Origin of the sequence: Pseudomonas sp. Tn43, from assembly GCF_014192635.1 — a bacterium.
Lineage (GTDB): Bacteria > Pseudomonadota > Gammaproteobacteria > Pseudomonadales > Pseudomonadaceae > Aquipseudomonas.
In genome coordinates this window covers 1-23252 of the sequence record NZ_JACHYG010000009.1, presented here as the reverse complement: position 1 = coordinate 23252, position 23252 = coordinate 1, and the positions used below count along the sequence as shown (strand labels likewise).

The 23252-nt window shown below is 55.3% G+C and carries 20 protein-coding genes, 1 rRNA gene, 1 other RNA gene and 1 pseudogene; 11 read left to right on the top strand and 12 right to left on the bottom strand.

What is annotated here, in order from left to right:
- The first annotated feature begins 45 nt into the window (after positions 1-45).
- The 7 genes from FHW68_RS21520 to FHW68_RS21490 all read left to right on the top strand — a co-directional run bounded on the left by FHW68_RS21520 (position 46) and on the right by FHW68_RS21490 (position 8143).
- Positions 46-870, top strand: a complete 825-nt coding sequence (locus tag FHW68_RS21520) for a (Fe-S)-binding protein (RefSeq protein ID WP_183683024.1) — start codon at positions 46-48, stop codon at positions 868-870.
- Positions 867-2324: a LutB/LldF family L-lactate oxidation iron-sulfur protein gene (locus FHW68_RS21515; protein WP_183683021.1), complete on the top strand. Its 1458-nt coding sequence runs from the start codon at positions 867-869 to the stop codon at positions 2322-2324. Before FHW68_RS21520 ends, FHW68_RS21515 begins: the two co-directional genes overlap by 4 nt.
- On the top strand, positions 2321-2992 hold the full coding sequence (locus FHW68_RS21510) for a lactate utilization protein (RefSeq protein ID WP_095631208.1): 672 nt from the start codon (positions 2321-2323) through the stop codon (positions 2990-2992). The genes FHW68_RS21515 and FHW68_RS21510 overlap by 4 nt, the downstream gene beginning before the upstream one ends.
- Complete coding sequence (locus tag FHW68_RS21505) at positions 2989-5799, top strand: FAD-binding and (Fe-S)-binding domain-containing protein (RefSeq protein WP_183683018.1); 2811 nt, start codon at positions 2989-2991, stop codon at positions 5797-5799. Before FHW68_RS21510 ends, FHW68_RS21505 begins: the two co-directional genes overlap by 4 nt.
- A 128-nt stretch (positions 5800-5927) precedes the next feature.
- Positions 5928-6212, top strand: coding sequence for a hypothetical protein (locus FHW68_RS21500; RefSeq protein WP_095631206.1), 285 nt, complete (start codon positions 5928-5930; stop codon positions 6210-6212).
- Between the two features lie 95 nt (positions 6213-6307).
- Positions 6308-6701: a transfer-messenger RNA gene (gene ssrA, locus FHW68_RS21495) on the top strand.
- A 185-nt stretch (positions 6702-6886) separates the two neighbouring features.
- Complete coding sequence (locus FHW68_RS21490; RefSeq protein WP_183683016.1) at positions 6887-8143, top strand: integrase domain-containing protein; 1257 nt, start codon at positions 6887-6889, stop codon at positions 8141-8143.
- A 38-nt stretch (positions 8144-8181) separates the two neighbouring features.
- Here FHW68_RS21490 and FHW68_RS21485 read toward each other — a convergent pair whose 3' ends face one another.
- Entirely contained in the window at positions 8182-8676 is a 495-nt protein-coding gene (locus tag FHW68_RS21485; RefSeq protein ID WP_183683013.1) for a hypothetical protein, read from the bottom strand.
- 775 nt (positions 8677-9451) lie between these two features.
- On the bottom strand, positions 9452-9880 hold the full coding sequence (locus tag FHW68_RS21480) for a hypothetical protein (RefSeq protein ID WP_183683010.1): 429 nt from the start codon (positions 9878-9880) through the stop codon (positions 9452-9454).
- Between the two features lie 536 nt (positions 9881-10416).
- On the opposite strand from FHW68_RS21480, the gene FHW68_RS21475 reads away from it, so the two are divergent.
- A complete protein-coding gene (locus FHW68_RS21475) occupies positions 10417-10857 on the top strand; it encodes a pyruvate kinase (RefSeq protein ID WP_150788325.1) in 441 nt (146 codons plus the stop codon).
- Between the two features lie 62 nt (positions 10858-10919).
- Here FHW68_RS21475 and FHW68_RS21470 read toward each other — a convergent pair whose 3' ends face one another.
- The 5 genes from FHW68_RS21470 to FHW68_RS21450 all read right to left on the bottom strand — a co-directional run bounded on the left by FHW68_RS21470 (position 10920) and on the right by FHW68_RS21450 (position 14660).
- A complete protein-coding gene (locus tag FHW68_RS21470) occupies positions 10920-11330 on the bottom strand; it encodes a hypothetical protein (RefSeq protein ID WP_150788326.1) in 411 nt (136 codons plus the stop codon).
- Between the two features lie 4 nt (positions 11331-11334).
- Positions 11335-12249: a hypothetical protein gene (locus FHW68_RS21465; protein ID WP_221217233.1), complete on the bottom strand. Its 915-nt coding sequence runs from the start codon at positions 12247-12249 to the stop codon at positions 11335-11337.
- A gap of 30 nt (positions 12250-12279) precedes the next feature.
- A complete protein-coding gene (locus FHW68_RS21460; RefSeq protein WP_311656558.1) occupies positions 12280-12558 on the bottom strand; it encodes a YkgJ family cysteine cluster protein in 279 nt (92 codons plus the stop codon).
- Between the two features lie 781 nt (positions 12559-13339).
- On the bottom strand, positions 13340-14392 hold the full coding sequence (locus tag FHW68_RS21455; protein ID WP_183683001.1) for an ADP-ribosylglycohydrolase family protein: 1053 nt from the start codon (positions 14390-14392) through the stop codon (positions 13340-13342).
- 10 nt (positions 14393-14402) lie between these two features.
- Positions 14403-14660, bottom strand: coding sequence for a hypothetical protein (locus tag FHW68_RS21450; protein WP_183682998.1), 258 nt, complete (start codon positions 14658-14660; stop codon positions 14403-14405).
- A 119-nt stretch (positions 14661-14779) separates the two neighbouring features.
- On the opposite strand from FHW68_RS21450, the gene FHW68_RS21445 reads away from it, so the two are divergent.
- Positions 14780-15655 (top strand): WYL domain-containing protein, encoded by an 876-nt coding sequence (locus FHW68_RS21445; RefSeq protein WP_183682995.1) that lies wholly within the window; start codon positions 14780-14782, stop codon positions 15653-15655.
- Between the two features lie 50 nt (positions 15656-15705).
- On the opposite strand, the gene FHW68_RS21440 is transcribed toward FHW68_RS21445, so the two are convergent.
- The 3 genes from FHW68_RS21440 to FHW68_RS21430 all read right to left on the bottom strand — a co-directional run bounded on the left by FHW68_RS21440 (position 15706) and on the right by FHW68_RS21430 (position 21366).
- Positions 15706-16374: an ankyrin repeat domain-containing protein gene (locus tag FHW68_RS21440; protein WP_183682991.1), complete on the bottom strand. Its 669-nt coding sequence runs from the start codon at positions 16372-16374 to the stop codon at positions 15706-15708.
- 45 nt (positions 16375-16419) lie between these two features.
- A complete protein-coding gene (locus tag FHW68_RS21435) occupies positions 16420-19821 on the bottom strand; it encodes a TM0106 family RecB-like putative nuclease (RefSeq protein WP_183682988.1) in 3402 nt (1133 codons plus the stop codon).
- Between the two features lie 63 nt (positions 19822-19884).
- Entirely contained in the window at positions 19885-21366 is a 1482-nt protein-coding gene (locus tag FHW68_RS21430) for a hypothetical protein (protein ID WP_183682985.1), read from the bottom strand.
- Between the two features lie 220 nt (positions 21367-21586).
- Between FHW68_RS21430 and FHW68_RS21425 the strand changes: the two genes are divergently transcribed.
- Positions 21587-22234 (top strand): HEPN domain-containing protein, encoded by a 648-nt coding sequence (locus FHW68_RS21425; protein WP_183682982.1) that lies wholly within the window; start codon positions 21587-21589, stop codon positions 22232-22234.
- On the opposite strand, the pseudogene FHW68_RS21420 reads toward FHW68_RS21425, so the two are convergent.
- A pseudogene (locus tag FHW68_RS21420) lies at positions 22224-22435 on the bottom strand (transposase domain-containing protein); the annotation flags it as partial. The gene FHW68_RS21425 and the pseudogene FHW68_RS21420 sit on opposite strands and share 11 nt — an antisense overlap.
- A 210-nt stretch (positions 22436-22645) precedes the next feature.
- Between FHW68_RS21420 and FHW68_RS21415 the strand changes: the two are divergent.
- Positions 22646-22975: a hypothetical protein gene (locus FHW68_RS21415; RefSeq protein WP_183682979.1), complete on the top strand. Its 330-nt coding sequence runs from the start codon at positions 22646-22648 to the stop codon at positions 22973-22975.
- Between the two features lie 183 nt (positions 22976-23158).
- Here FHW68_RS21415 and rrf read toward each other — a convergent pair.
- A 5S ribosomal RNA gene (gene rrf, locus FHW68_RS21410) occupies positions 23159-23252 on the bottom strand; the annotation flags it as partial.

Here is a 23252-nt window from a genome sequence, read left to right as displayed (position 1 = left end):
CAGCCTCAGCGGACGGATAACCGGGACCACCCGGAGACACGCCTGATGAGCGAGCTTTTTTACAACGCAGTGCCGAACGCGACCCGCGTCGCCCCGCCACTGCCCGAGCCTCGGCAATACCCCAGCGAGAAACCGTCACGGGTCTACCTGTTCGGGACTTGCGTAGTGGATCTGTTCTACCCGGAAGCCGGGATGGACGCGATCCACCTGCTGGAACGCGAAGGCATTCGTGTCGAATACCCGCAAGGGCAAAGCTGCTGTGGGCAACCGGCCTACACTTCGGGTTACACAGAACAGGCCCGGACCGTGGCGCGCTCGCAACTGGCGCTGTTTGCCGGTGATTATCCGGTGGTGGTGCCGTCGGGGTCTTGCGCGGGGATGTTGCGCGAACACTACGCCGACTTGTTCAAGGACGAGCCGCAAACGCTGAAGCAGGTTCAGGCCCTCGCGGCACGGACTTATGAACTGGCAGAGTTTCTGCTGTTTGTCTGCAAGGTGCAGCTCAAGGACAGCGGTGAACCGGTCAAAGTGGCACTGCACACGTCGTGCTCGGCACGTCGAGAAATGAACACCCACCTGCATGGCCGTGAGTTGTTGGCGCAGCTGAGCAACGTGGAGCGAGTCGACCACAGCCACGAAAGTGAATGCTGTGGCTTTGGTGGGACTTTCAGCGTCCGTATGCCAGATATTTCCGGCGCGATGGTGGCTGACAAGACCCGGTCGTTGAAGGAATCCGGTGCGCACAAGGTACTCAGTGCCGACTGCGGCTGTCTGATGAACATCAACGGCTCGCTGGAGAAACAGCAGGAAGCATTGCGCGGCCAACACCTGGCCAGCTTCCTGTGGCAGCGGACCGGAGGTGTTCTATGAACGCTTCCGCGATTATTCCTACGATTGCCGTGGAAGAAGATTTCCGCATCCGGGCTCACAAGGCGCTGGATGACACGCAACTGCGAAACAACTTTCGCAGCGCGATGGATTCACTGATGAGCAAACGGGCAGCGTCTTTCAGCGATGCCTTTGAGCGAGAACATTTGCGAGTGCTGGGCAATGCTGTCCGCGCCCGTGCTTTATCCAGGTTGCCCGATTTGCTCGAGCAGCTTGAACAGAACCTGACCCGCAACGGTGTGACAGTGCACTGGGCGGAAACGGTGGACGAGGCCAATGGCATCGTCTTATCGATCATCCGCGCTCACGAGGCGCGGCAAGTGATCAAGGGCAAATCGATGGTCAGCGAAGAGATGGAAATGAACCATGTCCTCGCGGCTCAAGGCATTGAATGCCTGGAGTCGGACATGGGTGAATTCATCGTCCAGCTCGACCACGAGAAGCCTTCACACATTATTATGCCGGCGATCCACAAGAATGCCGGTCAGGTCGCGTCCTTGTTCCACGACAAACTTGGCGTGGAGTACACCAAGGACGTAGACCAACTCATTCAGATCGGTCGCAAAGTCTTGCGACAGAAATTCTTCGAAGCCGACATCGGTGTTTCCGGCGTCAACTTCGCCGTGGCCGAAACCGGCACTTTGCTGTTGGTGGAAAACGAAGGCAACGGGCGCATGTCGACCACCGTGCCGCCTGTACACATCGCCGTCACGGGCATCGAAAAAGTTGTCGAAAACCTGCGGGATGTTGTACCGCTGTTGTCGCTTCTGACCCGTTCGGCCCTCGGCCAGCCGATCACCACCTACGTCAACATGATTTCCGGCCCACGCAAGGAGCATGAACTCGACGGCCCGCAAGAAGTGCACCTGGTATTGCTCGACAATGGTCGCAGCCAAGCCTTCGCTGACAGCGAATTGCGTCAGACCCTGAACTGCATCCGCTGCGGCGCCTGTATGAATCACTGCCCGGTCTACACCCGAATCGGCGGCCATGCCTATGGAGAGGTTTACCCCGGGCCTATCGGAAAAATCATCACCCCGCACATGGTCGGCCTGGCGAAAGTCCCTGATCACCCGAGTGCCTCGTCGTTATGCGGCGCTTGCGGTGAAGTCTGCCCGGTAAAAATTCCGATTCCCGCATTACTGCGTCGCCTACGGGAAGAGAACGTCAAACCCCCGAACACCCCGCGTCAAGTCATGCGCGGCCAAGGCAGCAAGTTCTCACGCAAAGAACGGTTTATCTGGAATGCCTGGGCGAAGCTCAACAGCTCGCCAACGCTCTATCGCCTGTTCGGCTTCCTCGCTACTCGCCTGCGCGCGCTGACCCCGAGCAACGTCGGCCCGTGGACTCAGAACCACAGCGCACCTAAACCTGCGGCCCGTTCACTGCATGACATGGCCCGGGAGCATCTGGCCAAACAGGAAGACCGTCGATGAGCGCCAAGCAAAATATCCTCGCCAAATTGCGCAACAGTCTGACAGGCACTACGCCGTTAGCTGACAACTTCGATGTCGAACTGGTGACAGCGCCCTACACCTACACGCCTGAGCAACGCATCCCGCAACTGCGCAAACTGATGGAAGCGGTGCACACCGAGATTCATCTGACGTCCGGGGATGGCTGGCCGGAATTGCTGGCGAAACTGCTGCAGGATCGCCAGTTGCCCAGCCTGTTGATTGCGCCGACGACACCTCATGGTCAACGCATCACTGCGCATTGGGCGAAAAATCCTCGCTTGCCAGCGCTCAAAGCCTACAACCGCCCGGTCGAGGAATGGAAAGCCGAGTTGTTCAACGACACCCCGGCCAGCCTGACCGGCACCCTCGGCGCAATCGCCGCGACAGGTAGCCTGATTCTCTGGCCGACGCGGGAAGAACCGCGCCTGATGAGCCTGGTGCCGCCCGTGCATTTCGCCCTGCTCAAGGCCAGTGAAATCCGCGACAACTTCTATCAGGTGCAGCAGGAATTCGAATGGGCCCAAGGCATGCCGACCAACGCCTTGCTGGTGTCTGGCCCGTCGAAGACCGCCGACATCGAGCAAGTTCTGGCTTACGGCGCCCACGGCCCGAAAGATCTGGTCGTTCTGATTCTGGAGGACCAATGAGTCTACCGGCGGCTTTTCTGCAAGATGTGCGGCAACTGATTCCTGAAATGCGGCGTTTTAACGATCCGCTATCGACTTTGGCCTTCGGCACCGACGCCAGTTTCTACCGGCTGATTCCGAAACTGGTGATCCGCGTCGAGTCCGAAGATGAAGTGGTGGCGCTGCTCAAACTGGCGCAACGGGATCAAGTCCCGGTGACCTTCCGCGCCGCCGGCACCAGCCTGTCTGGCCAGGCCATCAGCGATTCAGTACTGATCGTGCTGGGCGATAACTGGAACGGCCGGGAAATCCGCGGTCAGGGTACGCAAATCCGTCTGCAACCGGGCGTGATTGGTGCTCAGGCCAATGCCTGGCTGGCGCCGTTCGGGCGCAAAATCGGTCCGGACCCGGCCTCGATCAACGCCTGCAAAATCGGTGGCATCGTCGCCAATAATGCCAGCGGCATGTGCTGCGGCACCGCTCAAAATACCTACCACACGCTGGCCGGGATTCGTTTGGTACTGGCGGATGGCAGCCGTCTCGATACCGAAGACGCCGCCAGTGTGACGGCCTTCCGCAAGAGCCACGCCGAGCTGCTGGAACGTCTGGCGACGTTAGGGCGCGAGACCCGCGCCAATGCCGAACTGGCTGCAAAAATTCGCCACAAATACCGTCTGAAAAATACCACCGGGCTGTCACTCAATGCGCTGGTGGATTTCGACGAGCCTGTGGATATCTTGAGCCACTTGTTGGTGGGCTCCGAGGGCACGCTCGGGTTCATCAGCGCAGTGACCTACGACACGGTAATCGACCACCCGAACAAGGCGTCGGCGCTGATCGTGTTCCCAGACGTAGAAACCTGCTGCAACGCTGTCTCTGTACTGAAAAGCCAACCGGTGTCGGCGGTGGAACTGCTGGATCGCCGCAGCCTGCGCTCGGTGCAGGACAAGCCCGGCATGTCGGCTTTCGTACAACAACTGTCGACCCATGCCTGCGCCCTGCTGATCGAATCCCGCGCCGCATCTTCCACTTTGCTGCAGGAACAACTGACGCAAATCATGGCATCGCTGACGGGCTTCCCAGTGGAGAAGCAAGTCGACTTCACCGAAGACCCGGTGGAAAACGCCCGGCTTTGGGCGATCCGCAAAGACACCTTCCCTGCCGTCGGCGCGGTGCGTAAAACCGGCACCACAGTGATCATCGAAGACGTGACGTTCCCGGTGGAACAATTGGCCAGCGGCGTGAACCGCTTGATCGAACTGTTCGACAAACACCATTACGATGAAGCGATCCTTTTCGGACACGCCCTGGAAGGCAATCTGCACTTCGTCTTCACCCAAGGCTTCAACAGTGCGGAAGAAGTCGCACGCTACCAGGCGTTCATGGACGACGTGGCGCAGTTGGTGGCCGTTGAGTTCGGCGGTTCGCTGAAGGCTGAACATGGCACTGGTCGCAACATGGCGCCCTTCGTCGAACTGGAATGGGGCAGCGATGCTTATCAGTTGATGTGGCAGCTCAAACGCCTGCTCGACCCTAACAGCATTCTCAACCCGGACGTGGTGCTCAGCGACGATCCACAGATCCACCTCAAGCATCTGAAACCGCTGCCGGCCGCCGATGAGATTGTGGATAAGTGCATCGAGTGCGGTTTCTGCGAGCCGGTGTGCCCGTCGAAAGGCCTTACGCTGAGCCCACGCCAGCGCATCGTGATCTGGCGAGATATCCAGGCGAAGAAGCGCGCAGGCGTCGACACCACCGAGCTCGAAGCCGCTTACGAATACCAGGGCATCGACACCTGCGCCGCCACTGGCCTGTGTGCGCAACGTTGCCCTGTAGGAATCAACACCGGCGAGTTGGTGAAAAAATTCCGTAGCCGTCAGGCAACGCATACGAAAACCGCTAACTGGATTGAAGGAAATTTCGCCACCGCGTTGCAAGGCGCGCGTTTCACCCTGCACGTGGCCAACGGTGCACGGATGCTGTTGGGAGCACCACGCCTGGCAAAACTGTCGGCATCGCTGACGCGGTTGTCCAAGGGGCAAATCCCGCAATGGACTAATGCCATGCCACAGCCGGAAAGGGTCATTCGCTTCAGCCCGACGGTGTCGGACGAACGGCCTCGGGTGGTGTACCTGGCGGCCTGCGTATCGCGGGTCATGGGCCCGGCGGCGAGTGATAAAGAGCAAATGTCGTTGTATGAAAAAACCCGCGGTTTGCTGGAAAAGGCCGGTTATCAGGTAGTCTTTCCAGACAATCAGGACAACCTCTGCTGCGGTCAGCCGTTTGCTTCCAAGGGCTACGCCGAACAGGCCGAACACAAACGCCAGGAACTGATCGGCGCACTGCTGCACGCCAGCCGCGGCGGGCTCGACCCGATCTACTGCGACACCAGCCCCTGCACCTTGCGGCTGGTTCAGGACCTGGGCGACGTGCGACTGGACCTCTACGACCCCGTGCGCTTCATCCGCACTCACTTGATGGATCGTCTCGATTTCACCCCCCAGGAAGCGCCGATTGCGGTGCATGTCACGTGCAGCACTCAGCATCTCGGTGAGAGCCAGGCGTTGATCGATCTGGCGCGCAAGTGCAGTAAAAATGTGGTCATCCCGGAAGGCATTCACTGCTGCGGTTTTGCCGGCGACAAGGGCTTTACCACTCCAGAACTGAATGCCCATTCGTTACGCACGCTCAAGGACGCGGTACAGCAATGCAGTGAGGGGATTTCTACCAGCCGCACCTGTGAGATCGGTCTGACAGAACATGGCGGAATTGACTACCACGGGCTGGTTTATCTGGTGGATCGAGTAACGCAGGCCAGGGCGAACTGAAGAAAAATAGAACCCTGACGCACCGTCGCAGTCCACTGATCAAGTCCCGCAGCGCGGGACCTTCCCCAAAATTGGCAGCCCGTCCTGATGGCCAGCGATGCCTGGCCCCTCAGTTCAAGGAGATACACATGAAACGTTCTGTACTGTTAGGTCTGTTCGTTACTGCCTCAATGCTGGCGTCTCCTTCGTTTGCCGGCAACACAGAAGACCTCTGCCAGGTCAACCTGCAAACCATCGCGAATGCCAAGGCACAGATCCTGACACCGGAAATGCAATCCCGGGTAGAGGCCAGCGTCCAGCAAGCTAAGGCCTATCAGGCGATGAATACCAAGGAAGGCACCGAGAAATGCATCGCCGAAACCACTCAAACCATTCAAGAAATCCAGAAAGCGAACAAGGACAGTAAGGGCTAAAAGTACTCAGGCCAACCTTCGGGTTGGCCTTCTGAGCCACATGGCGTACACTGTGCAGGCTTGTTGCTCACTCAGATGTACAGAGCAATGAGTTCGGGGCCGTTCAGGATTCGACGCCGGTTGCGAAACTTTAGGTGCATGCCGAGTTGGTAACAGAACTCGTAAATCCACTGTTGCAACTTTCTATAGTTGCCAATGACGAAACCTACGGGGAATACGCTCTCGCTGCGTAAGCAGCCTTAGCTCTTCCCTTCTGGTACCTTCGGGTCCAGCAATCATCAGGGGATGTCTGTAAACCCAAAGTGATTGTCATATAGAACAGAATCGCCGTGCAGTACGTTGTGGACGAAGCGGCTAAAACTTACACAACTCGCCCAAAGCACCCTGCCCGTCGGGTCGCTGAGGGTTAACTTAATAGACACGGCTACGCATGTAGTACCGACAGCGGAGTACTGGCGGACGGGGGTTCAAATCCCCCCGGCTCCACCAATCAAACATCTAAAGACGTCCATGGACGTCTTTTTTTGTGCCTTAAATCCAGTAAATACAAGGGCTTCAGCGCCAGTAGCGTCCCAAGACATCCGATAGAATCTACGACCATTGGTATTCCACATGGTATTCCAAGCCCTTCAGTGGTAATTTTTGGAATACCGAATGATGTCGTGGAATACCTCATGTGCGCCCAAGCCACCCGTCTCTCTGATCGTCAGCTCAAAGCTATCAAGCCGAAAGATAAGGATTACGTCCTAAGCGATGGCGACGGCCTTCAATTACGAGTGAGAATCAATGGCTCTACGCTATGGAACTTCAACTACCGGCATCCGGTAACGAAGAATCGTATCAACATGGGACTCGGCACCTACCCAGAACTCTCTCTCGCGCAAGCCAGAAAGAAAACGGTCGAAGCTAGAGAACTGCTTGCACAGGCCATCGACCCGAAAGAGCAACGCAATGCGTTGGAGCAAACAAAAAAAGCAGCAACTGAGCACACGTTCGAGAACGTAGCTGCTACTTGGTTTGAGCTGAAGCAGGATGTCGTTACACCGGCCTATGCCGAAGACATATGGCGCTCTCTCACCCTGCACGTATTTCCAAAACTCGGAACTACACCCATCTCGCAAATCACTGCGCCGATGGTCATCGAGTTGCTGCGCCCACTGGAAACGAAAGGCAGCTTGGAGACAGTGAAACGACTGACTCAACGGCTCAATGAGATCATGACCTATGGCGTGAACTCGGGAATGATCTTCGCCAACCCACTCAATGGCATCCGGGCCGTTTTCAAGAAACCGAAAAAGCAGAACATGGCGGCCCTTCGACCAGAAGAACTGCCAGAGCTAATGGTTGCAATCGCCAACGCCAGCATCAAAAGGACAACACGCTGCTTGATCGAATGGCAGCTTCACACCATGACCCGTCCTGCGGAAGCCGCCACGACTTCCTGGGCTGACATCGACCTCGATAAGAAACTCTGGACGATTCCAGCGGAGCGTATGAAAAAGCGACGCGCTCACATCATACCGCTGACCGACCATGCGCTTGCTCTTCTAGAGACGATCAGACCCTACAGCGGCCATAGGGAGTACGTGTTCCCTGCAGACAGAGACCCACGCACTCACTGCAATAGCCAGACAGCAAACATGGCTCTGAAGCGAATGGGCTTTGAAGGACGATTGGTGAGCCACGGAATGCGCTCAATGGCCAGTACCATCCTGAACGAACGGGGTTGGGAATCTGAGCTGATAGAGGTCGCACTTGCACACGTGGACAAAGATGAAGTGCGCAGTGCCTACAATCGTGCGGATTATATTGAGAGAAGACGCCCCATGATGATCTGGTGGAGCGAGCACATTCAACAAGCCGCCATTGGTAGCCTGTCCGTCTCGGCGGTTCAAGCAACCCGAGGTTTGAAAGTCGAATCGATACGGTAGCCAATCAATATTTAGCATTAGCCGCAATGGTTCGTTTTTCAACCTTTGGTGACGGGCAGAGAACGGCCAAGAGCGGACCTTCCTATAGAATGGCGTGCGGCAAGCTCATCGATAGGAAAGACTCTTTTTGCTTCTTCGTACTGACGTACCGCCTGCGCATCTATTACCTGTAAGAACACATACTGACGATGCTGCCGCACCAATGCCATCTTTTTGCCACCACAAGATAGGATATACTCTTCAGCAGGCAAGTTAATATTCGCTCGGTGATCCGCACACCTGCACACCTGCTTAGGACTCCCACCAACAGAACGAGCAACCATGTCAAAAACATCAGGTAGCCTTTTCGCAACAGGCATTGTCGCAGCTCTTGCTATCGGCGCTCTTACCAAAGCCATTCTGTTTCTAATGATTGCTGCCGGGATATTGCTGCTTTTCTGCCTGATAACGCGACCAGGTCCCACGTTATCTTTTCTGGTGCTCGGATTGATTGGATCGGTGCTCAATAGAATTCCTGATCCTTTTCTGATCACTTGCTTCGGTATCCTGTGCTTGGTTTGGGCTATAAGCATTCTCAGGAAGTCGCCGCCCCCAAGAACTGATTCGCCTGAGCAGCTCTCATTACCAAATGCTGATTCTGAAAAGCGCTCCTAAGCAGGATAATTCGATCCTGTTTTCGTAGATGCTAACGTATTAGGTAGTAGAAGTTGTTCTGTGATGTGTTCGATCTCGGTCCGAACCGCGTTCGGAAAAATCCAACTTTTGAGGCTTCCGAATGCCAGATTTATCTAGTGGTTCAGACTTTCCGGCATAAGTGCGTAACCCCGTCGACCTTGACTATCCATTTAAATTGTCGCTGACCAGTCAATTCCGCGGCGTTGACCGGCCGTTTTCATTCGACTTGACCAACTCAACCCGTAGCAACAGCGGGCAGAAATCGGGCAGTCGTGACAGGCAGAAATCGGCCATTTCCGGTCTGTTGTGACAAACACAAACTCGCCAGCGTGCCTCGCTGCGACACCAGATTTTTGCCTTGAGTGGGAGCACGCGAGCGTATCGGGTTCACCTCCCATCCTTCTCAATGGCACATCTATCGCATTTCATGTCTCAGATAATTGGGCACCTGCGACAGACGCACGTGACATTTAAAGCCTTTACCGTCAGGCGCGAGTGAATCGTCGTATAACTCAGGATATTTGCAACAAGAAAGGCCTGAATGATCCAGGCCCTCCTAAGAAAGGTCTGACGCAAGAAGGCGCTGGCAGAGGGTGCCTCAAGGCAGCTCAAAGACACTTCTAAAAATCTATATTAGTACTTGGTGGCTTTTGTTAATTGAGCTCCGGCGCCCTTCATTATTTCCAATATCTCACATGTTATTCTATAAAACTTAGGAAGAATCCCTGGAATATTTACATATAACCCATGATCATTTAACGACCTTATGTCAGGAAACTCACTCCATAGCTTGCGCTCAGTAATATAATTATTGGCCGCTTTTTGAGTTTTAAAGTTATTTTCACAGTAAATACCCATATAGCTTTTTATCTGAATCACTTCTTCTTTGGTGAGGTTGTATTTAGCCAGCAAGTCCTCATAGTTAAACGATTCGATTCTAGACTGTAAGTCAGATGCCTTTGAGGAGATCTCAGTGCAATATTCTGCGAGCCAGTTATCCATGAAATCAGGATCACTTGCATTGCCTCCAAACGCTTCACAAAAATCTTGATAATCACTCATTACTTACTCCTAACATGACATAATTGAAAAGCACCTAAGCATACTTCGAACAAGCTAGCCAATGAACGCCCAAGAAATCCTAAACTCAGCCACTGGCAGGGCTCTTTTCGCGATTTACGTTGCCGTGGGTCACGCCCCTGCTCTCACTGAATTCAAAAAGGTCGGAGCTCAATGGATAGAGGCTGAGTGAGCCTTAGGAAAAGCGCTCTGCGCTGGATTGTCCGCGTTAGAACCTGGGATTTACCATAAATACCGATTTATGAGCAGCCTTGTTCGCTTACATTGACTCGGCTTCGCAGCCGGACAGTATTGGCTACGGGATCGAATTAATGGGACATAAATCCCTTAATAAACCTCTTAACTGTTCTCTTTGTGAATATCTGCCGGCGACGACCGGCCGGTATGGGTCATTTTCGGCCGGACGAGACAGGTAACTATCGGCCAAAAGCTGAAATTTTAAAACGCCTAGAAACCCGAGGCCCTTCAAAGTGTATAGTCAGCCCCACCACCAGAATCGTCGCCCACAAGGATTTAACATGACCGTTACCTACTGGCATATGCAGATTCATCCAGACGATAAGTCCTTTGCCGATGCAAACGTACATTCGATTCTCGAACACAAGAAAATCATTGGCCTGGGTAATTGGAAGGCGGGAAAAAGCACCATTGATTCTTTTCGCACTGAAATGAACGTCAACGACATCGTTGCCATAAAAAATGGAGCAAAACTGATTGCCCTGGTTCAGGTCGTGGGTGGGTGGTATGAAGTGGAAGATGACGACACCGATCTGGGTTGGATCGAGAACCGCAGGCCCATCAGGGTGCTTGACTGGGAGTTGGATGGCAGGACGCTACCTCAACCACAGGGCACGCTTAACAAATGCGTAAATGACGTAGAAACCACGAAAATTATTAAAGAATGGCATCAACGCGTAATAACGTCCTTCAAGAAAAGAAAGCTGGACCTTCTGGTCTGAACCTAACATTCAGTCACAATACCTGTCGATGCAAGCTCGCTTGCATCGACAGGTCGTAGGATTCAGATCTCTATCGTCTTGATGTCCGGATCGTACATCGCTCCGATAATCTCCCGCGCACCCGCAAGGGGAGACTCCTTGGTGATATCGACGATGGCGCCGATAGCCAGGCCAATCAGTTCGCTGTCGCCATTTTCAATACCCTTATCCAGTCGCTCGAAAAAGCCGTTTATCGTCGAGGCCCTTTCCTTGAATACACCCGAAAGGTACTGTTCAAGGATGCTTCTCTGAGATTCAATCTGAGCCAGCTTGGTTTCTTTGAACGCTGAGATAGCCGCCCTCTTTGTACCTTCTGTCTCGGCGATTTTCTTGTAATCGGCCCAGGCCGAAACCAGCATATTGAAAGACGTCCCAGCAGCCTCCGTCGGATTGACAGGAAGATTCTTAACCAGACTCGCAACTTGTTTTTTCATGACGTTAGTCCAAGGTCAATATGCCGGAAATAGTGCGCTTGATATCCTTGGTCGCAGCTCCGTCCTGGGTAATGATCGGCACGTCCAGCACCTTCTTCAAGCCCACGCCCAAAGCCATCATTCTTTCGAATGCGGCGCGGTCACTGTCGTCATCAACCTTGATCAATTCAAAGCGCGCCACCAGTTCATTAATGGTCTTGGTCATCTCCGCAGCGTTGGACCTTACCGCCTTGAGAGCAGTTTTCAGCACGTCCATGTCCGCAATTGCAGTTTCAACTTCGGCGTCGTACTGATGGGCCTTGGTTAGAGCTTCTTCAGCCTTGCCCGCCATCATGAAGCCGCCGATGGCCAGGGCCGGGCCCAACACAATTCCGCCCAAAGCCAACATACCGCCGGCCATGCCGAATCCCCCCGCACTCAGTGCTCCTCCGCCCAGCCATGCCAAGGTGGCATTGGTTGCCGCGACCCCGGAAAGCCCGGAAATGGCAGCACCGGTGGAGGCACTGGCCAAGGCGCCTACCGAACCGTAGGCACCGATGGCCGCTAAGGCACCGCCGCCAATGCCGGAGGCAAGGCCTTTTTCAATGGCCAGGGAATTGAGCACTAGCGTTTCATAGGCCTTCAGTTCATCGATGGTCAGGTCTTCATTAAAACCTTTCAGGGTACTCTTGGCGTTCTTCTGTTTTTTGATCGCTTCGATGAGGTGCTTTATCTGCCGGGTGAACGTATGAACTTTCAGCTCCCCCAGTGCCGCAAGGACAGTTTGGGTTTCGGCACGGGACTCATCCAATTTTTTCGACGCTTTCTTGTAGTTGCTCTCGGCGGCCTTACCGATTTCCTTGGCCTTGTCGAAATTACCGGAAGCCTCAACTCCCTTGAACACACCTGTCGCTGCCAATGCGGCGGCGGCACCCCACAAAATAAACGGAATAGGCACTTAAGATCCCTCTCAATCAATTGACGAAATAAGTAACTTTTCTGCAGCCTGTACATCCCTGCAACTTTGTATATTGGCGGCGATATATTCATCCCGGCTCATGCTGGCGGATAAATTTCGCTCATAGTAAGCATCGACCCTGCAGATCAAAGGCCGATCCTCATAAATTTTGCAGAGATGACTTGCACTATCAAAATTAACGCAAGTGCCGTCGCCCCTATCCAAATATGAATAAACAGAAGACTTGTCCAGATTCTTGCAGCACAGCCCGCACTTAGTGCAAGGAAACACAATCAACGCTCCCGGCTGGTGATGTCGACTTCAGTGGTGCAGTCAAGAACAATCCCTTGCCCATGCTTCACGTCCTTTGCGCGGCTGGCTGTGGTGCCAGCCGAAACAAAGATAGCTCAGTGCTATCACTCAGTCCACTACAACGTAGCAGCAGATTCGGGGTGGCGAACATCCACGAGTTGCGCTACTTGTGAGTGCTGCGCAACCCGCTCGCGTCGCGTCCGCCGCAATCTGGCGCACTGAGTCATCCGCAACTTTGCGAGACAGAACTGGGTGATGACAGCCAATTGCAGCAGGCCGAGCGACCAGCACTCGACGAGATCGACGAGATTCCTTCTAGCCCTGCATCGAGGTCAGAGGCGTCACTCAGCACGCGCTGTTCTTGGAACCACCGCTATGGAGAGATATCGATCGATGTAATCCCGGATATCACACCGATTGTGGGTTACATCGACGACGTTGGGGGCCGCTGCCTATATCTGCGACGAGCACGTCGCCCGCGCAGAGGAACAGCTCTCCCCAAACATCACTGACAATTCACTTAACGACGCACAAGCAACTGCGCCAACGTCCGCTCAACCCAGCCAGCAGCCCGTATCTTCAACGGCTCGCTCCCGCACTTCGGGCACTGCTTGAACCACTCCCCTGGTCCCAGCGCATCACTCTGCGGTGCCACCGTTTTCCTCCAACCACATTCACCACACACAAACGTAAATGGCCTGGGCTTTATAGGCATCGCAGCTCTCCTGAAAATTATCCATAGTCGTCTCCATCAGCGCTCTCAGCCAGCGGGATACGCCAGCTCGATCTGCTGATCGAACTCTCCACCATACCCACAGTACTCACGCGGAATGCGCTCAATGTCCTCGGCGATTTGCACAATCACTTCGCGCAGCTCCAATTGTTCGAACCACCGAGCAGGAATCGCCGCAGCACCATACTGAACGCCCAACAAGTGCCCGGCGATGAGCCCGGTACTGTCGCTATCGCCACTGTGATTCACCGCTGTGATCACGCCCTCTTCGAACGAACGCGCTGCCAGGGCGCACCACAAGCCGATAGCCAGCGTTTCTTCGGCGACCCATCCGCCACCGAGCTCGCCTATTCGTTGCGGAGTGGGCTGGTAGCCCTCGTAAAAGTAGAAAAGTACGCGCTCAATGAGGCTCCGTGTTTCTTCCATACCCGGCGTTTGTCCATATTTGGCCAAGCTCTGAGTAACCGCGTGCTCCAAGCTGTCTTGCCGATCGACAATGCGCTGGAGAATATCGGCAAACAACCCGGCCGCCAGGTAGCCCGTAGGATGTCCGTGAGTCAGGCGTCCTGACTGGGCAGCGTAGTCAAAGGCGTTTGCAAAAAAGGCGCAGGGCGCAACGCGCATCAAGGCGCCACAGCCTTTGCTGTTGTTCTCGGCAACTGCGCCCAGCCGCGGACTGGCCTTGAGTGCACCTAGGCAAGTAGTGCCAGGGGCGCGCCGAGACCAGAGCTCCGATTGCTTGATCAGCCAGCCGTCCACGCCGATCGGCATCGCCGTAGGGTAGTCCTGGGTTATCAGCCAGCGCAGCAACGAATGGTGAATAATGCTGGGGACGTGGCAAGTCCCTCGAGAGCTGCCGCACACATAAGCCCGCAGCAAGCCTTCTGCGGTGAAAAGCATCATCTGCGTGTCGTCGGTGATGGCGCCGGCGGTACCAAAAGCAGGGGCAAAATCAACGATACCTTGTGGACCGAACTTAGCTTCAATTGCAGACCACTCGAGAAACTCCACTGGGGCGCCTAGCGCATCTCCGACGGCGCCGCCGAGCAGGCAACCCTTGATCCGTTCAAGTCTGTTCATGTCCTTTCCCTCATCCCTCTGCAGGGATCAATTCCTGCAGAATCACCAGCTTTCTTTGCAACTGCTGGACGTGCTCTTTCTCGGCTCGCAACGCCGAACGCAATTCGCGGTTTTCCACTTCCCAGATCCGCGCCCAGCGCACATTTTTTTGGCAGCCCATAGCCATCTGCCAGAGCTCACGCAATCTCAGACACTGATGCAGTAACACCAGCAGGATTGCTCCCATCATCAGCAATGCACCCGTCGAAACCGCTTCCGACATACTCATGTCCACTTCCTTTCGTGACTTCAATTCATTTTGAAGACAGACACACGATATGTAGTGTTTAACGACAGGTCTAGAATGTAGACTTATACAGGTAAAGAATTCGCGCACATGGAGAGGGTATGAAACGCAAGCAGTCCATCGAACAGGTCCGCTGGGATCTGGCACTTCGCTATCGTTTGATTGAGACCGTTGCCTGGTGGGAGGGCCGGTTGACCACGGGACACTTGATGCAGAGCTTCGGCATCAGCCGTCAGCAGGCGTCCAAGGACATCAACACCTACATCACAGAACATGCGCCTAAAAATCTTACATATGACAAAAAAATAAAAGGCTACGTGCCCAGTAAGACGTTCAAACCGCTGTTCATCGACGACAGCGCCAGCGCCTATTTGCACCTGCTTTACCAGAACAACGAACGCGCCCCGCACATCGATGGGCTCGCCCTGGCCTACGCCCACACCAAGGTACTGGAAGTCCCGGATCGTCCGATTCGGCCGGAAGTCCTGCGCCCATTACTCAAGGCCTGTCGCGATGGCCTGCGCCTGGAAACCGAGTACGTGTCGCTCAATACTCCGAACGTGGAGATTCGCCTCATAGCCCCTCACACGCTGGTCTACACCGGTATGCGATGGCATGTACGGGCTTACTGCGAGAAGAATGGCCAGTACCGCGACTTTGTACTCAGCCGCCTACGGGGGCAGCCGGATTTGCTCGACGAATCGCAGAACACTCGTGAGCTGGACGAAGACTGGAATACCGAGATACCCGTCATCTTTGCAGCCGATGGGCGATTGAACGCGGCGCAGAAGTCAATCATCGAAACCGACTTCGGCATGATTGATGGCCAGCTAATGGTGCCCAGTCGCAGGGCGCTGGTGAAGTATGTATTGCAACGCTATCAGATCGACCCGAGAAACCAGGCCACTAACCCCGAGGCACAGCAAATCGTGGCAACCAACCTCAAGGAGCTGCGCCCCTGGCTCATGCATGACTGATCCTCAAGCCTCTGGTCGAAGGCGTGTTGCCCCGAGTCGATCGCTGTCTGTCAGGCGTTTCGACGCGGCAACATCCATGTCCACCCGGCCGACATCTCGTGCCAGATACGCGCAGCACTTATGTAGTTGTTGATCTCCCGGATCAGCAGCTGCTGCGCTATGTCGTGATGGCCATTGAGGATGGCCAGATTTCGAGCGGTATTGCCCTCGTTGTTCTTCGCGTTCATATCAAGCTCGAACATATTGTAGTTGTCAGTGAAGTACTTGACGGCCTTGAAGTGGCCGTTTATTGCGAGCCAATGGATAGGCGTATTTCCGCCCACATCACGATGGTTGAGACTCCCGCCTAGCCGGAAACGCGTTTCTAGAGTTTTTATTTTTCCCTGCCTGGCGGGAAGATGCATGTATTTATCGTGCGGCATGAAGCTGCCGAGGCCTTTCCAGTCCCGCAGTTGCTTGTCCCCCAAGGCACCAAGTGCCTCCAGCTTCTCTATCAGGGCGATTCGGTTCAGCCGATAGGCGATGTCCAGTGGGGTGTCCCCCACAAGATTCCGGTCATTGAACGCCAGCGGATCAAACGACGACAGATACTGCGTATTGTCGAGAAGCACTGAAGCGTGCCAGTCCCCCAAGCCGAGCCCCTCCATGTCGTCAACGCAAAAGCTCGTCGAGGCCAAAGCCTTCTGCAGCAGAGGAAGCAAAGCGGGCGTGTATGGCATTACTGTCTTCCCTGTTGCGGATAGATGACAAAACCCTTGATGGCGCTACTCACACCGGGCGAGAGCATTGGCAGCCGTCCCGTACCTGACAGCCATGCACAAACCGTTGACCAGGCTCATGTCGTGCGGAGTCAGGCAGCGTATGGCAGTCAGATCGGGGCTGGCGACGATACAGGCCAGCGATTTCGCCCGGCTGACGGCCACATTCAAGCGATTTTTCGAATACAGGAAGCCAATGTCTCTGGGCAAATAGTCTTCATTCGAGGTCGCCATCGATACGATGACAATCTCCGCTTCCTGCCCCTGAAACTTATCCACAGTACCGACACGAGCGCCCGCTGGCAGCACCTGTTTCAACAACTGCACTTGCAGGTTATAGGGGGCTACTACCAGGATGTTTTCGATGCAGATCGCGTGCTCTACGCCCTTCTTATCCACATAACGCTGGCGCAAGAAGTATGCGTAAAGCGCTTGGACTTGCGCCGCTTCTTCGTCCGAACTCTGGCTGTTGCCATCGTGCTCCACAGGGCAAAACATCAGCCCGCTGTTCGGCACTTCCGGTCGCTGGCCATCCAGTAACAACACCCGCTTCTCAGTACCGGGCGCCGAAGAAAGTTGCCCTTCGTACACGGCTTGCGAAATGAACGAGCAAACGTTGGGGTGCATCCGCCAGGTTTGCTCCAGGAACACCCCACGATCAGGCGCGATTGTGGGCGTGCCGTCCAGCAGATAGTCGAGGATGGAATCGCCGGAGCGGCCCGGATGCACGCCTTGCACTGGCTGCGACAATTGCATCTGGTCACCCATCAGGACGATGTTTCGCGCAGCCAAGCCCATCGTGACCAGATTCGCCACACTCACCTGACCAGCCTCGTCGATGAAGAGGTAGTCCAGTTGCTCGGCGAAAGCAGGGTCGGCAAATAGCCAGGCGGTGCCGGCCGTCAAGTCCGTGTTCGGCCCCCAGGCATCGAGGAACTCCTTTTTGTCCTCGATGGAACGAATGCAGCGTCCGGTGAACTCCGTACCTTCCCCGTCCGAGGACTTTCTCAATCCCGTGAAAGTGAACCCCTCTTCTTGCGCACGAGATTCAACCGCCGCCAGCAGGTTATTGATGGCGTGGTGCGAATTGGAAGTTACGCCGATGCGCTTGCCTGCCTTGAGCAAGTCAACGATGACGTGCGAGCCGGTGTAGGTCTTGCCTGCACCTGGCGGCCCCTGAATAAACAGCACGCTGTGCTCGAGGTTTCGCACCACCTGCTTGATGGCATCAATCGTCGGCAGGCTTGAATCAAGCAGTGGTGCACCCGGCTTGACGCCCTTCACCCGCGGAGCGCGTCGATGCAGAAAGTCTGCAACCGCCTGGAAGCGCTGTTCGCCGGCCAGGAGGCTGTCGGCATAACGGAACAACGCCTTGCGCAGCGAAGTAGACGGGATCGGCCTCCCGGGAATCATGTCGAAGTAATCAGGCGGTGCATTTCTCTCGGTAGCCTTGAATGTCGCCAGACCGTAGTCATGGTCCAGATTAACCAGCTGCACGCTGGCCAGGGACTCGGTGATGACGCCCTGAGAACCGGTACGCATTTTGGTTTCTTGAGGTTCGAAACTGTACTCATACAGATAAGACCGATTGATCGGTTCCGGCGGTGTTTTTGTGCGCTGCAAACCGGCCAGACTCTCGATATCTTCCAGCAGTTCCTCGGTTGTCATGTCCTGACGGCTGAACAGCTGCCACCATGTCGGCTTATCTGCGCGGCGGTGGAAGTCGAGTAACTGGAAGGTGAGCAACGTGACCTGATCCTCGTCACTCATGGCCTCTTCGTCGGTGCACATCCCCCCCAGCAAACGATCGCGATAATCTTCCAGACGAATCTCGATCTCCTTTTGCTCCGCCATGGATTTCTCGCTTTCGGCTTCAGACCCGAGAAAAGCGCCTGCACCCGACGGCTTGATTTCCAACAGCCAGTTACGCAGAAGATAGGTGGATAGCACGTCGTCTTCGTTGTAACGCTCGATCTGCTCAAGCAACGCCGATTCGCCGGTCTCTTTCCACCGCTCATAAAACACGATGCTCGCGCCGGCATTGGTGACGTCGCCGTCGCGCTGATCCATGTAAAAGTGCTCGATATTCTTGATCGAGTAGCTGGGCTCGGACACCCGGATCGCTTCACGCACGACCTTGTACAGATCGATCAGTTTGCCGTTACGCAGCAACCAGTCCACTTGCGCTTCGCGCGTCCCGTGTTGGCTCATCAGTCGCTTGATAGCTGTTTCTTCGTAGCTCGCGTAGTGGTAAATATGCGCGTCGGGGTAACGCTTGAGATGGCCGATGACCCAGTCGATAAACTGCTCGAAGGCGATCTTTTCTTCATCCCGGGTATGCGCCCAAAAGGGTTTGAAAATTTGCTGCCCACCCTCGTCGATGTAAAGACCGAAGAGGTATTCCAGCCCTCCCTCCTCCAGCGGATTGCCCTCCATGTCGAAGAACAGATCACCGTCGACCGCCTTGGGCATCCGATGGAAACCACGCCGTTCACCCAAGACAGGCAGGAGCTCGAACAACGGCACGTCACTGGAACGCCCCTGGAACTGCAAACGCGCCTGATGCCGCAACTTGCTCAATGACTCTGTCTGCAGTTTAGGAATGCGCAGGTCGTCAGTACTGTCCGCCAACTGGTGCAATGTGGTCACGCCGGCAATCTGTAACTTCTTGATTTGCGAACGGCTGATACCCGCTACCGCCGAGAGATGATCGTCCTGCAGTCGTTGTTCGTCGCAGCGATCACGCCAGGCGCAGAACCCACAATGCCCGCATGGCTCCGGGTAAGTAACGGGTCGCTCGGCACTGTTCACGAACGCTTCGAAACGCTGTAGCACATGCTCCAGATAATCGGCGTAGTCAGCGACCCGAAATGCCTGCTCGGTACGCGCAGCATCACCGAGTACGACATACATAAACGTTGGCTGTACACCCTGGATCGAGATCAGCATTCGTGAATAAAGCGCAACCTGTACAAGGAACTTGGCCTTGGCCGTTTTCGCCAGTTTGGTGTCGATCACCTCATAGCTGTGGTCGCCCAGCGCCGACGCCCGCGGCACTTTGCGCAGGAAGTCGGCATGGCCAATAAAGGCGCCTTCCTGAAGCGACGCCTGGAAGATGATATCGACACCGGCCTTCATGGCCTGGATGGTCAGTTCCACCCGACGCGCGAAACTCGGATTGCCCTCGGCAACGTCGACAACGTTGGCGTATTGGTTTTTCAGCCGTTCGAAAAAGGCCGCTTCATGGACCAGACCTTTGTCCTGGATCAAACGGTTCTGCTCGCTTGCCGCCGCTTTTTCCATAGGGCTTACAAGGTTCTGAAGGTCCAGCACCGTGAGGTGCTGGCACTCAAGAAAACCGCAGATATCTGAGGCAGAGTACAACTGAATTCCGTTTCGGCTTTGCATGGTCGCTTCCAGTACGGTGAAGCGTCCAGGAACGCTTCACGCTGATTCAATGTCGTGTGTGAGTCAGGCGTCGAGCGAGCATCCGCCGAAAAACTGCTCGAACAACGTCGTCGGCAAATGTTCTGCATCGAGCAGCCCGAAGTGCTTGCCCACGTTGCGCCCCAACGCCATCAGCGTCTTGGCAGAGTTCTCGGTACCTGCATATCCGGCGCTCAAGAGGTAGCCGATGCGTGCCTTTTCAGTCGTCGCCTGCAGATACGCATTGCCCGTGATCAACACATCCACCAAACAGACGCTTGCCCGTTCATCACCCAGGGTGAACGGTTCCAATGTCTCGGTCGCCAGTGCCGCACATAATCCATCCTTGCCACCTGCGGCGATTCGCTCAAGCTCTTCGAGCGGCCGGCCGAACAGGTCGAATTCCTCAATGGAAAACGCGAAACAGTAACCCAGCGCGGTGGCACGCGTGAGCGGGTTCTCGTTACGCGGGTTAGTCAACAGCCATGCAACGAAGGACGCTTTGTTGTCGAGCAAACCGCTGTGGCGGAAGGCCAGATAATCCTTCAGGACCTGACTGAAGGGGTGCCCGGTAGGCACCCAGCCAGTGCCCTCACGTTCGCTTTTCTGCGCATCAATCACTGGCACTGCTGCCTTCGGATCAGTCGCCAGCGTCACACCAAAGCACCGCAGGTCATAGCCGAGCATAAACAGGCTGGCCTCGAAGGCGTGGCACCGCGCGGGCAGAGCCCCTTGTTCCGCAAACCAGCCGGTACGCTTGAGCAGAGCTCGGATAATCCACCCCAACCGCACTTGCCAACGTGCCCATGCGGCATAATCGATCGCCGAAAATTGCGGCGCCGCCAAACCGTTCAAGAATGCTCCCGGGTTGCGGATCTGGCTGCCACGAGCGGCTCCGGAGGGGAACGCCAGCAAGGGCTTGCCACTCCCCGTCCATTCCTGGCGAAACAGTGAATACAGCATGCCCATTGCAGCGCCGACGCGACTGTCATAGATCGGTGAGCCCCACACATCGAACAAGGCGTGAATCTTAGTCAGGCCGGCATCGAAACGCTCGACACTGATCGCGTCGAGATCATTCAGATCATTGACGCCGTCGAGTGACATGAGCCGGGCCATCTTTTTCAGATAGCTCGACAGCTCGCCCTTAGCGGCCAGACGATGCAAAAACGGAATGGCTCCCCGGACACCACCCCAGCGAAGAATCTGCAAACATGCCTGCAGCGCTTGTTGCTCATCCCCCAGGCTGACCGCACTGGTCAGCCACTCGCGAAGTTGCCCGAGGGAGCATTGGGTTTCAGCCCAGGTTTGTGAATCTACCGGGGTTTGATTGGTATCTAGCCAGCTTGCCTTCCAGCGATAGTACTCAAGCACCTGCTCGAAACCCTGGACATCAGCCGTTAAACCGCCAGGCACAAATTTGCTCGCCTTGAAGCGCAGCTTGAAAGTCAACGTCGGCAAGTTCGCTGCAAGCCATGCGATGAAGGACTCAACTTCAGGTTGCGCCAGGAACTGTTCGCGCTTCATGCAGACCACCTTGCAGGTAATATCGAATGGCCATACCCTAAGCAAAACCACAGCCCCCGTCCATGTTGTTTGTCCGTACAGGTAAACAAATGGAGCAGGTTCTCAGGCCCTGGATAGACACTTCTCTACCAACGCCTGGGTTTAGCCAAAATATATGTAAAGTTTTCAGACGCTCCTATTCTGTTTACGTACTGCCCATGACCTCAAGGATCGGCACCCCATGGACCATCAAGCACTCAAGACCCGTCATCGACAGGAACGTGAAAGTCATCACCCCAACCTCACCTTGCGTGTTCATCGGGCGCTGAGTTGGCTCAATCGTGCCGAGCAGGCTGACGATGTCGATGGGCGCTTTATCTTCCTGTGGATCGCTTTCAACTCTGCCTACGCCACCGATATCGATGAGCAATTCCGTCTTTCCGAGCAATCCACGTTCAAGGCGTTCCTGGACAAGCTGTGCGCGCTCGACACTGCCAACCTGATCGAAAACCTGGTCTGGTCCGAGTTCTCCGGCAGCATTCGCGCGTTGCTGGACAACCCCTATGTGTTCCAGAGCTTCTGGGATCACCAGAAAGGCATGATCAGCGAGCAACAGTGGACCGAGCGCTTTTCCAGTGGTCGGCGAGCAGCGCAGCAAGCGTTGGCCAACCGCAATACCCCAGCAGTACTCGGCGTTCTGTTCAATCGAATCTATACATTGCGTAACCAGGTAGTGCATGGGGGCACAACCTGGAATAGCAGTGTGAACCGAGATCAAATGCGCGACTGCTCGAACCTCCTCGGCAAGCTGGTGCCGGTGATTATTTTGCTGATGCTGGATAACCCAGAAACGCTATGGGGTGATGCTTGTTATCCGGTTATTGCTTAGGTAGACCGTAAACGAACGGGCATTGCAGGTTGCGTAACGGCATCCAGTTATGCGGCAAAAGCTCGGCGATCTCGCTCGCTTCGTCGGCGGTCGCGCCAGTACATCCTTCAAATACGCGTACGGATCATGCACATTGAGCTTGGCCGACTGGATCAGACTCATCAGCGCCGCCGCGCGTTTGCTGCCACACAACGACACGGCAACGCGCACTCAATTTCCAGCCCCCGGTCCTCAATAACACTTGGAATATTTCGACTTGCCGCGTGATTTCAACTAATTGCTGCTTGAAATCCCAATCAAAAAAAATTCAGACCTATATCACCTCTGTGAACGCCCACCGTATTAACTGCGGTAGGGATTTAGCGTGCCTGCTTTTTGGCTAGTACGCTCATCACTTGAGAGGATTTACGTATGTATACCCCTTGCCCTAGCTGCAAATCTGGACGTGTCGTAACGAAAAATATCGGTAAGCAAACGGGTGGTTTGATTGGCGCTGCAGGCGGTGCAGTCAGTGGGGCCGCCGGAGCCCTGTCGGGAGCGGAAGCTGGTGCAGTACTCGGCATAGTCGGCGGGCCTGTTGGGATCGCTGTGGGCAGTATCGCTGGCGCCATACTTGGAGGGCTGTTTGGTGGTGCTGCCGGCGGGATCGCTGGGGCCATGCTGGGTGAACAGATTGATGAGAAGGTGCTGGATAACTATCAGTGCCTGGAATGCGGTTACAGCTTCAACGTCAACCGTTAACGCGTTGTGAACAAGCGTCTGACGGTGCAGATCAAAATAGGTGTCCACCATCGCCCTAAGCGTTGGGATCAGAAAGGTGTGTTGGCCGGACATTTACGTCTGTCAGGCGGAGCCGTGGTCTTTTTCCACCACGTAAAGACAAAACCCCTACCTGCAGATGCAGATAGGGGTTTCGGAAGTTAATCTTGACGATGACCTACTCTCACATGGGGAAACCCCACACTACCATCGGCGATGCATCGTTTCACTGCTGAGTTCGGGATGGGATCAGGTGGTT

Coding starts and splice junctions, on each gene's coding strand:
- FHW68_RS21520 (WP_183683024.1), top strand. CDS start 46: ATGAGCGAGCTTTTTTACAACGCAGTGCCGAACGCGACCCGCGTCGCC.
- FHW68_RS21515 (WP_183683021.1), top strand. CDS start 867: ATGAACGCTTCCGCGATTATTCCTACGATTGCCGTGGAAGAAGATTTC.
- FHW68_RS21510 (WP_095631208.1), top strand. CDS start 2,321: ATGAGCGCCAAGCAAAATATCCTCGCCAAATTGCGCAACAGTCTGACA.
- FHW68_RS21505 (WP_183683018.1), top strand. CDS start 2,989: ATGAGTCTACCGGCGGCTTTTCTGCAAGATGTGCGGCAACTGATTCCT.
- FHW68_RS21500 (WP_095631206.1), top strand. CDS start 5,928: ATGAAACGTTCTGTACTGTTAGGTCTGTTCGTTACTGCCTCAATGCTG.
- FHW68_RS21490 (WP_183683016.1), top strand. CDS start 6,887: ATGTGCGCCCAAGCCACCCGTCTCTCTGATCGTCAGCTCAAAGCTATC.
- FHW68_RS21480 (WP_183683010.1), bottom strand. CDS start 9,880: ATGAGTGATTATCAAGATTTTTGTGAAGCGTTTGGAGGCAATGCAAGT.
- FHW68_RS21475 (WP_150788325.1), top strand. CDS start 10,417: ATGACCGTTACCTACTGGCATATGCAGATTCATCCAGACGATAAGTCC.
- FHW68_RS21470 (WP_150788326.1), bottom strand. CDS start 11,330: ATGAAAAAACAAGTTGCGAGTCTGGTTAAGAATCTTCCTGTCAATCCG.
- FHW68_RS21455 (WP_183683001.1), bottom strand. CDS start 14,392: ATGAACAGACTTGAACGGATCAAGGGTTGCCTGCTCGGCGGCGCCGTC.
- FHW68_RS21450 (WP_183682998.1), bottom strand. CDS start 14,660: ATGAGTATGTCGGAAGCGGTTTCGACGGGTGCATTGCTGATGATGGGA.
- FHW68_RS21445 (WP_183682995.1), top strand. CDS start 14,780: ATGAAACGCAAGCAGTCCATCGAACAGGTCCGCTGGGATCTGGCACTT.
- FHW68_RS21440 (WP_183682991.1), bottom strand. CDS start 16,374: ATGCCATACACGCCCGCTTTGCTTCCTCTGCTGCAGAAGGCTTTGGCC.
- FHW68_RS21435 (WP_183682988.1), bottom strand. CDS start 19,821: ATGCAAAGCCGAAACGGAATTCAGTTGTACTCTGCCTCAGATATCTGC.
- FHW68_RS21430 (WP_183682985.1), bottom strand. CDS start 21,366: ATGAAGCGCGAACAGTTCCTGGCGCAACCTGAAGTTGAGTCCTTCATC.
- FHW68_RS21425 (WP_183682982.1), top strand. CDS start 21,587: ATGGACCATCAAGCACTCAAGACCCGTCATCGACAGGAACGTGAAAGT.
- FHW68_RS21415 (WP_183682979.1), top strand. CDS start 22,646: ATGTATACCCCTTGCCCTAGCTGCAAATCTGGACGTGTCGTAACGAAA.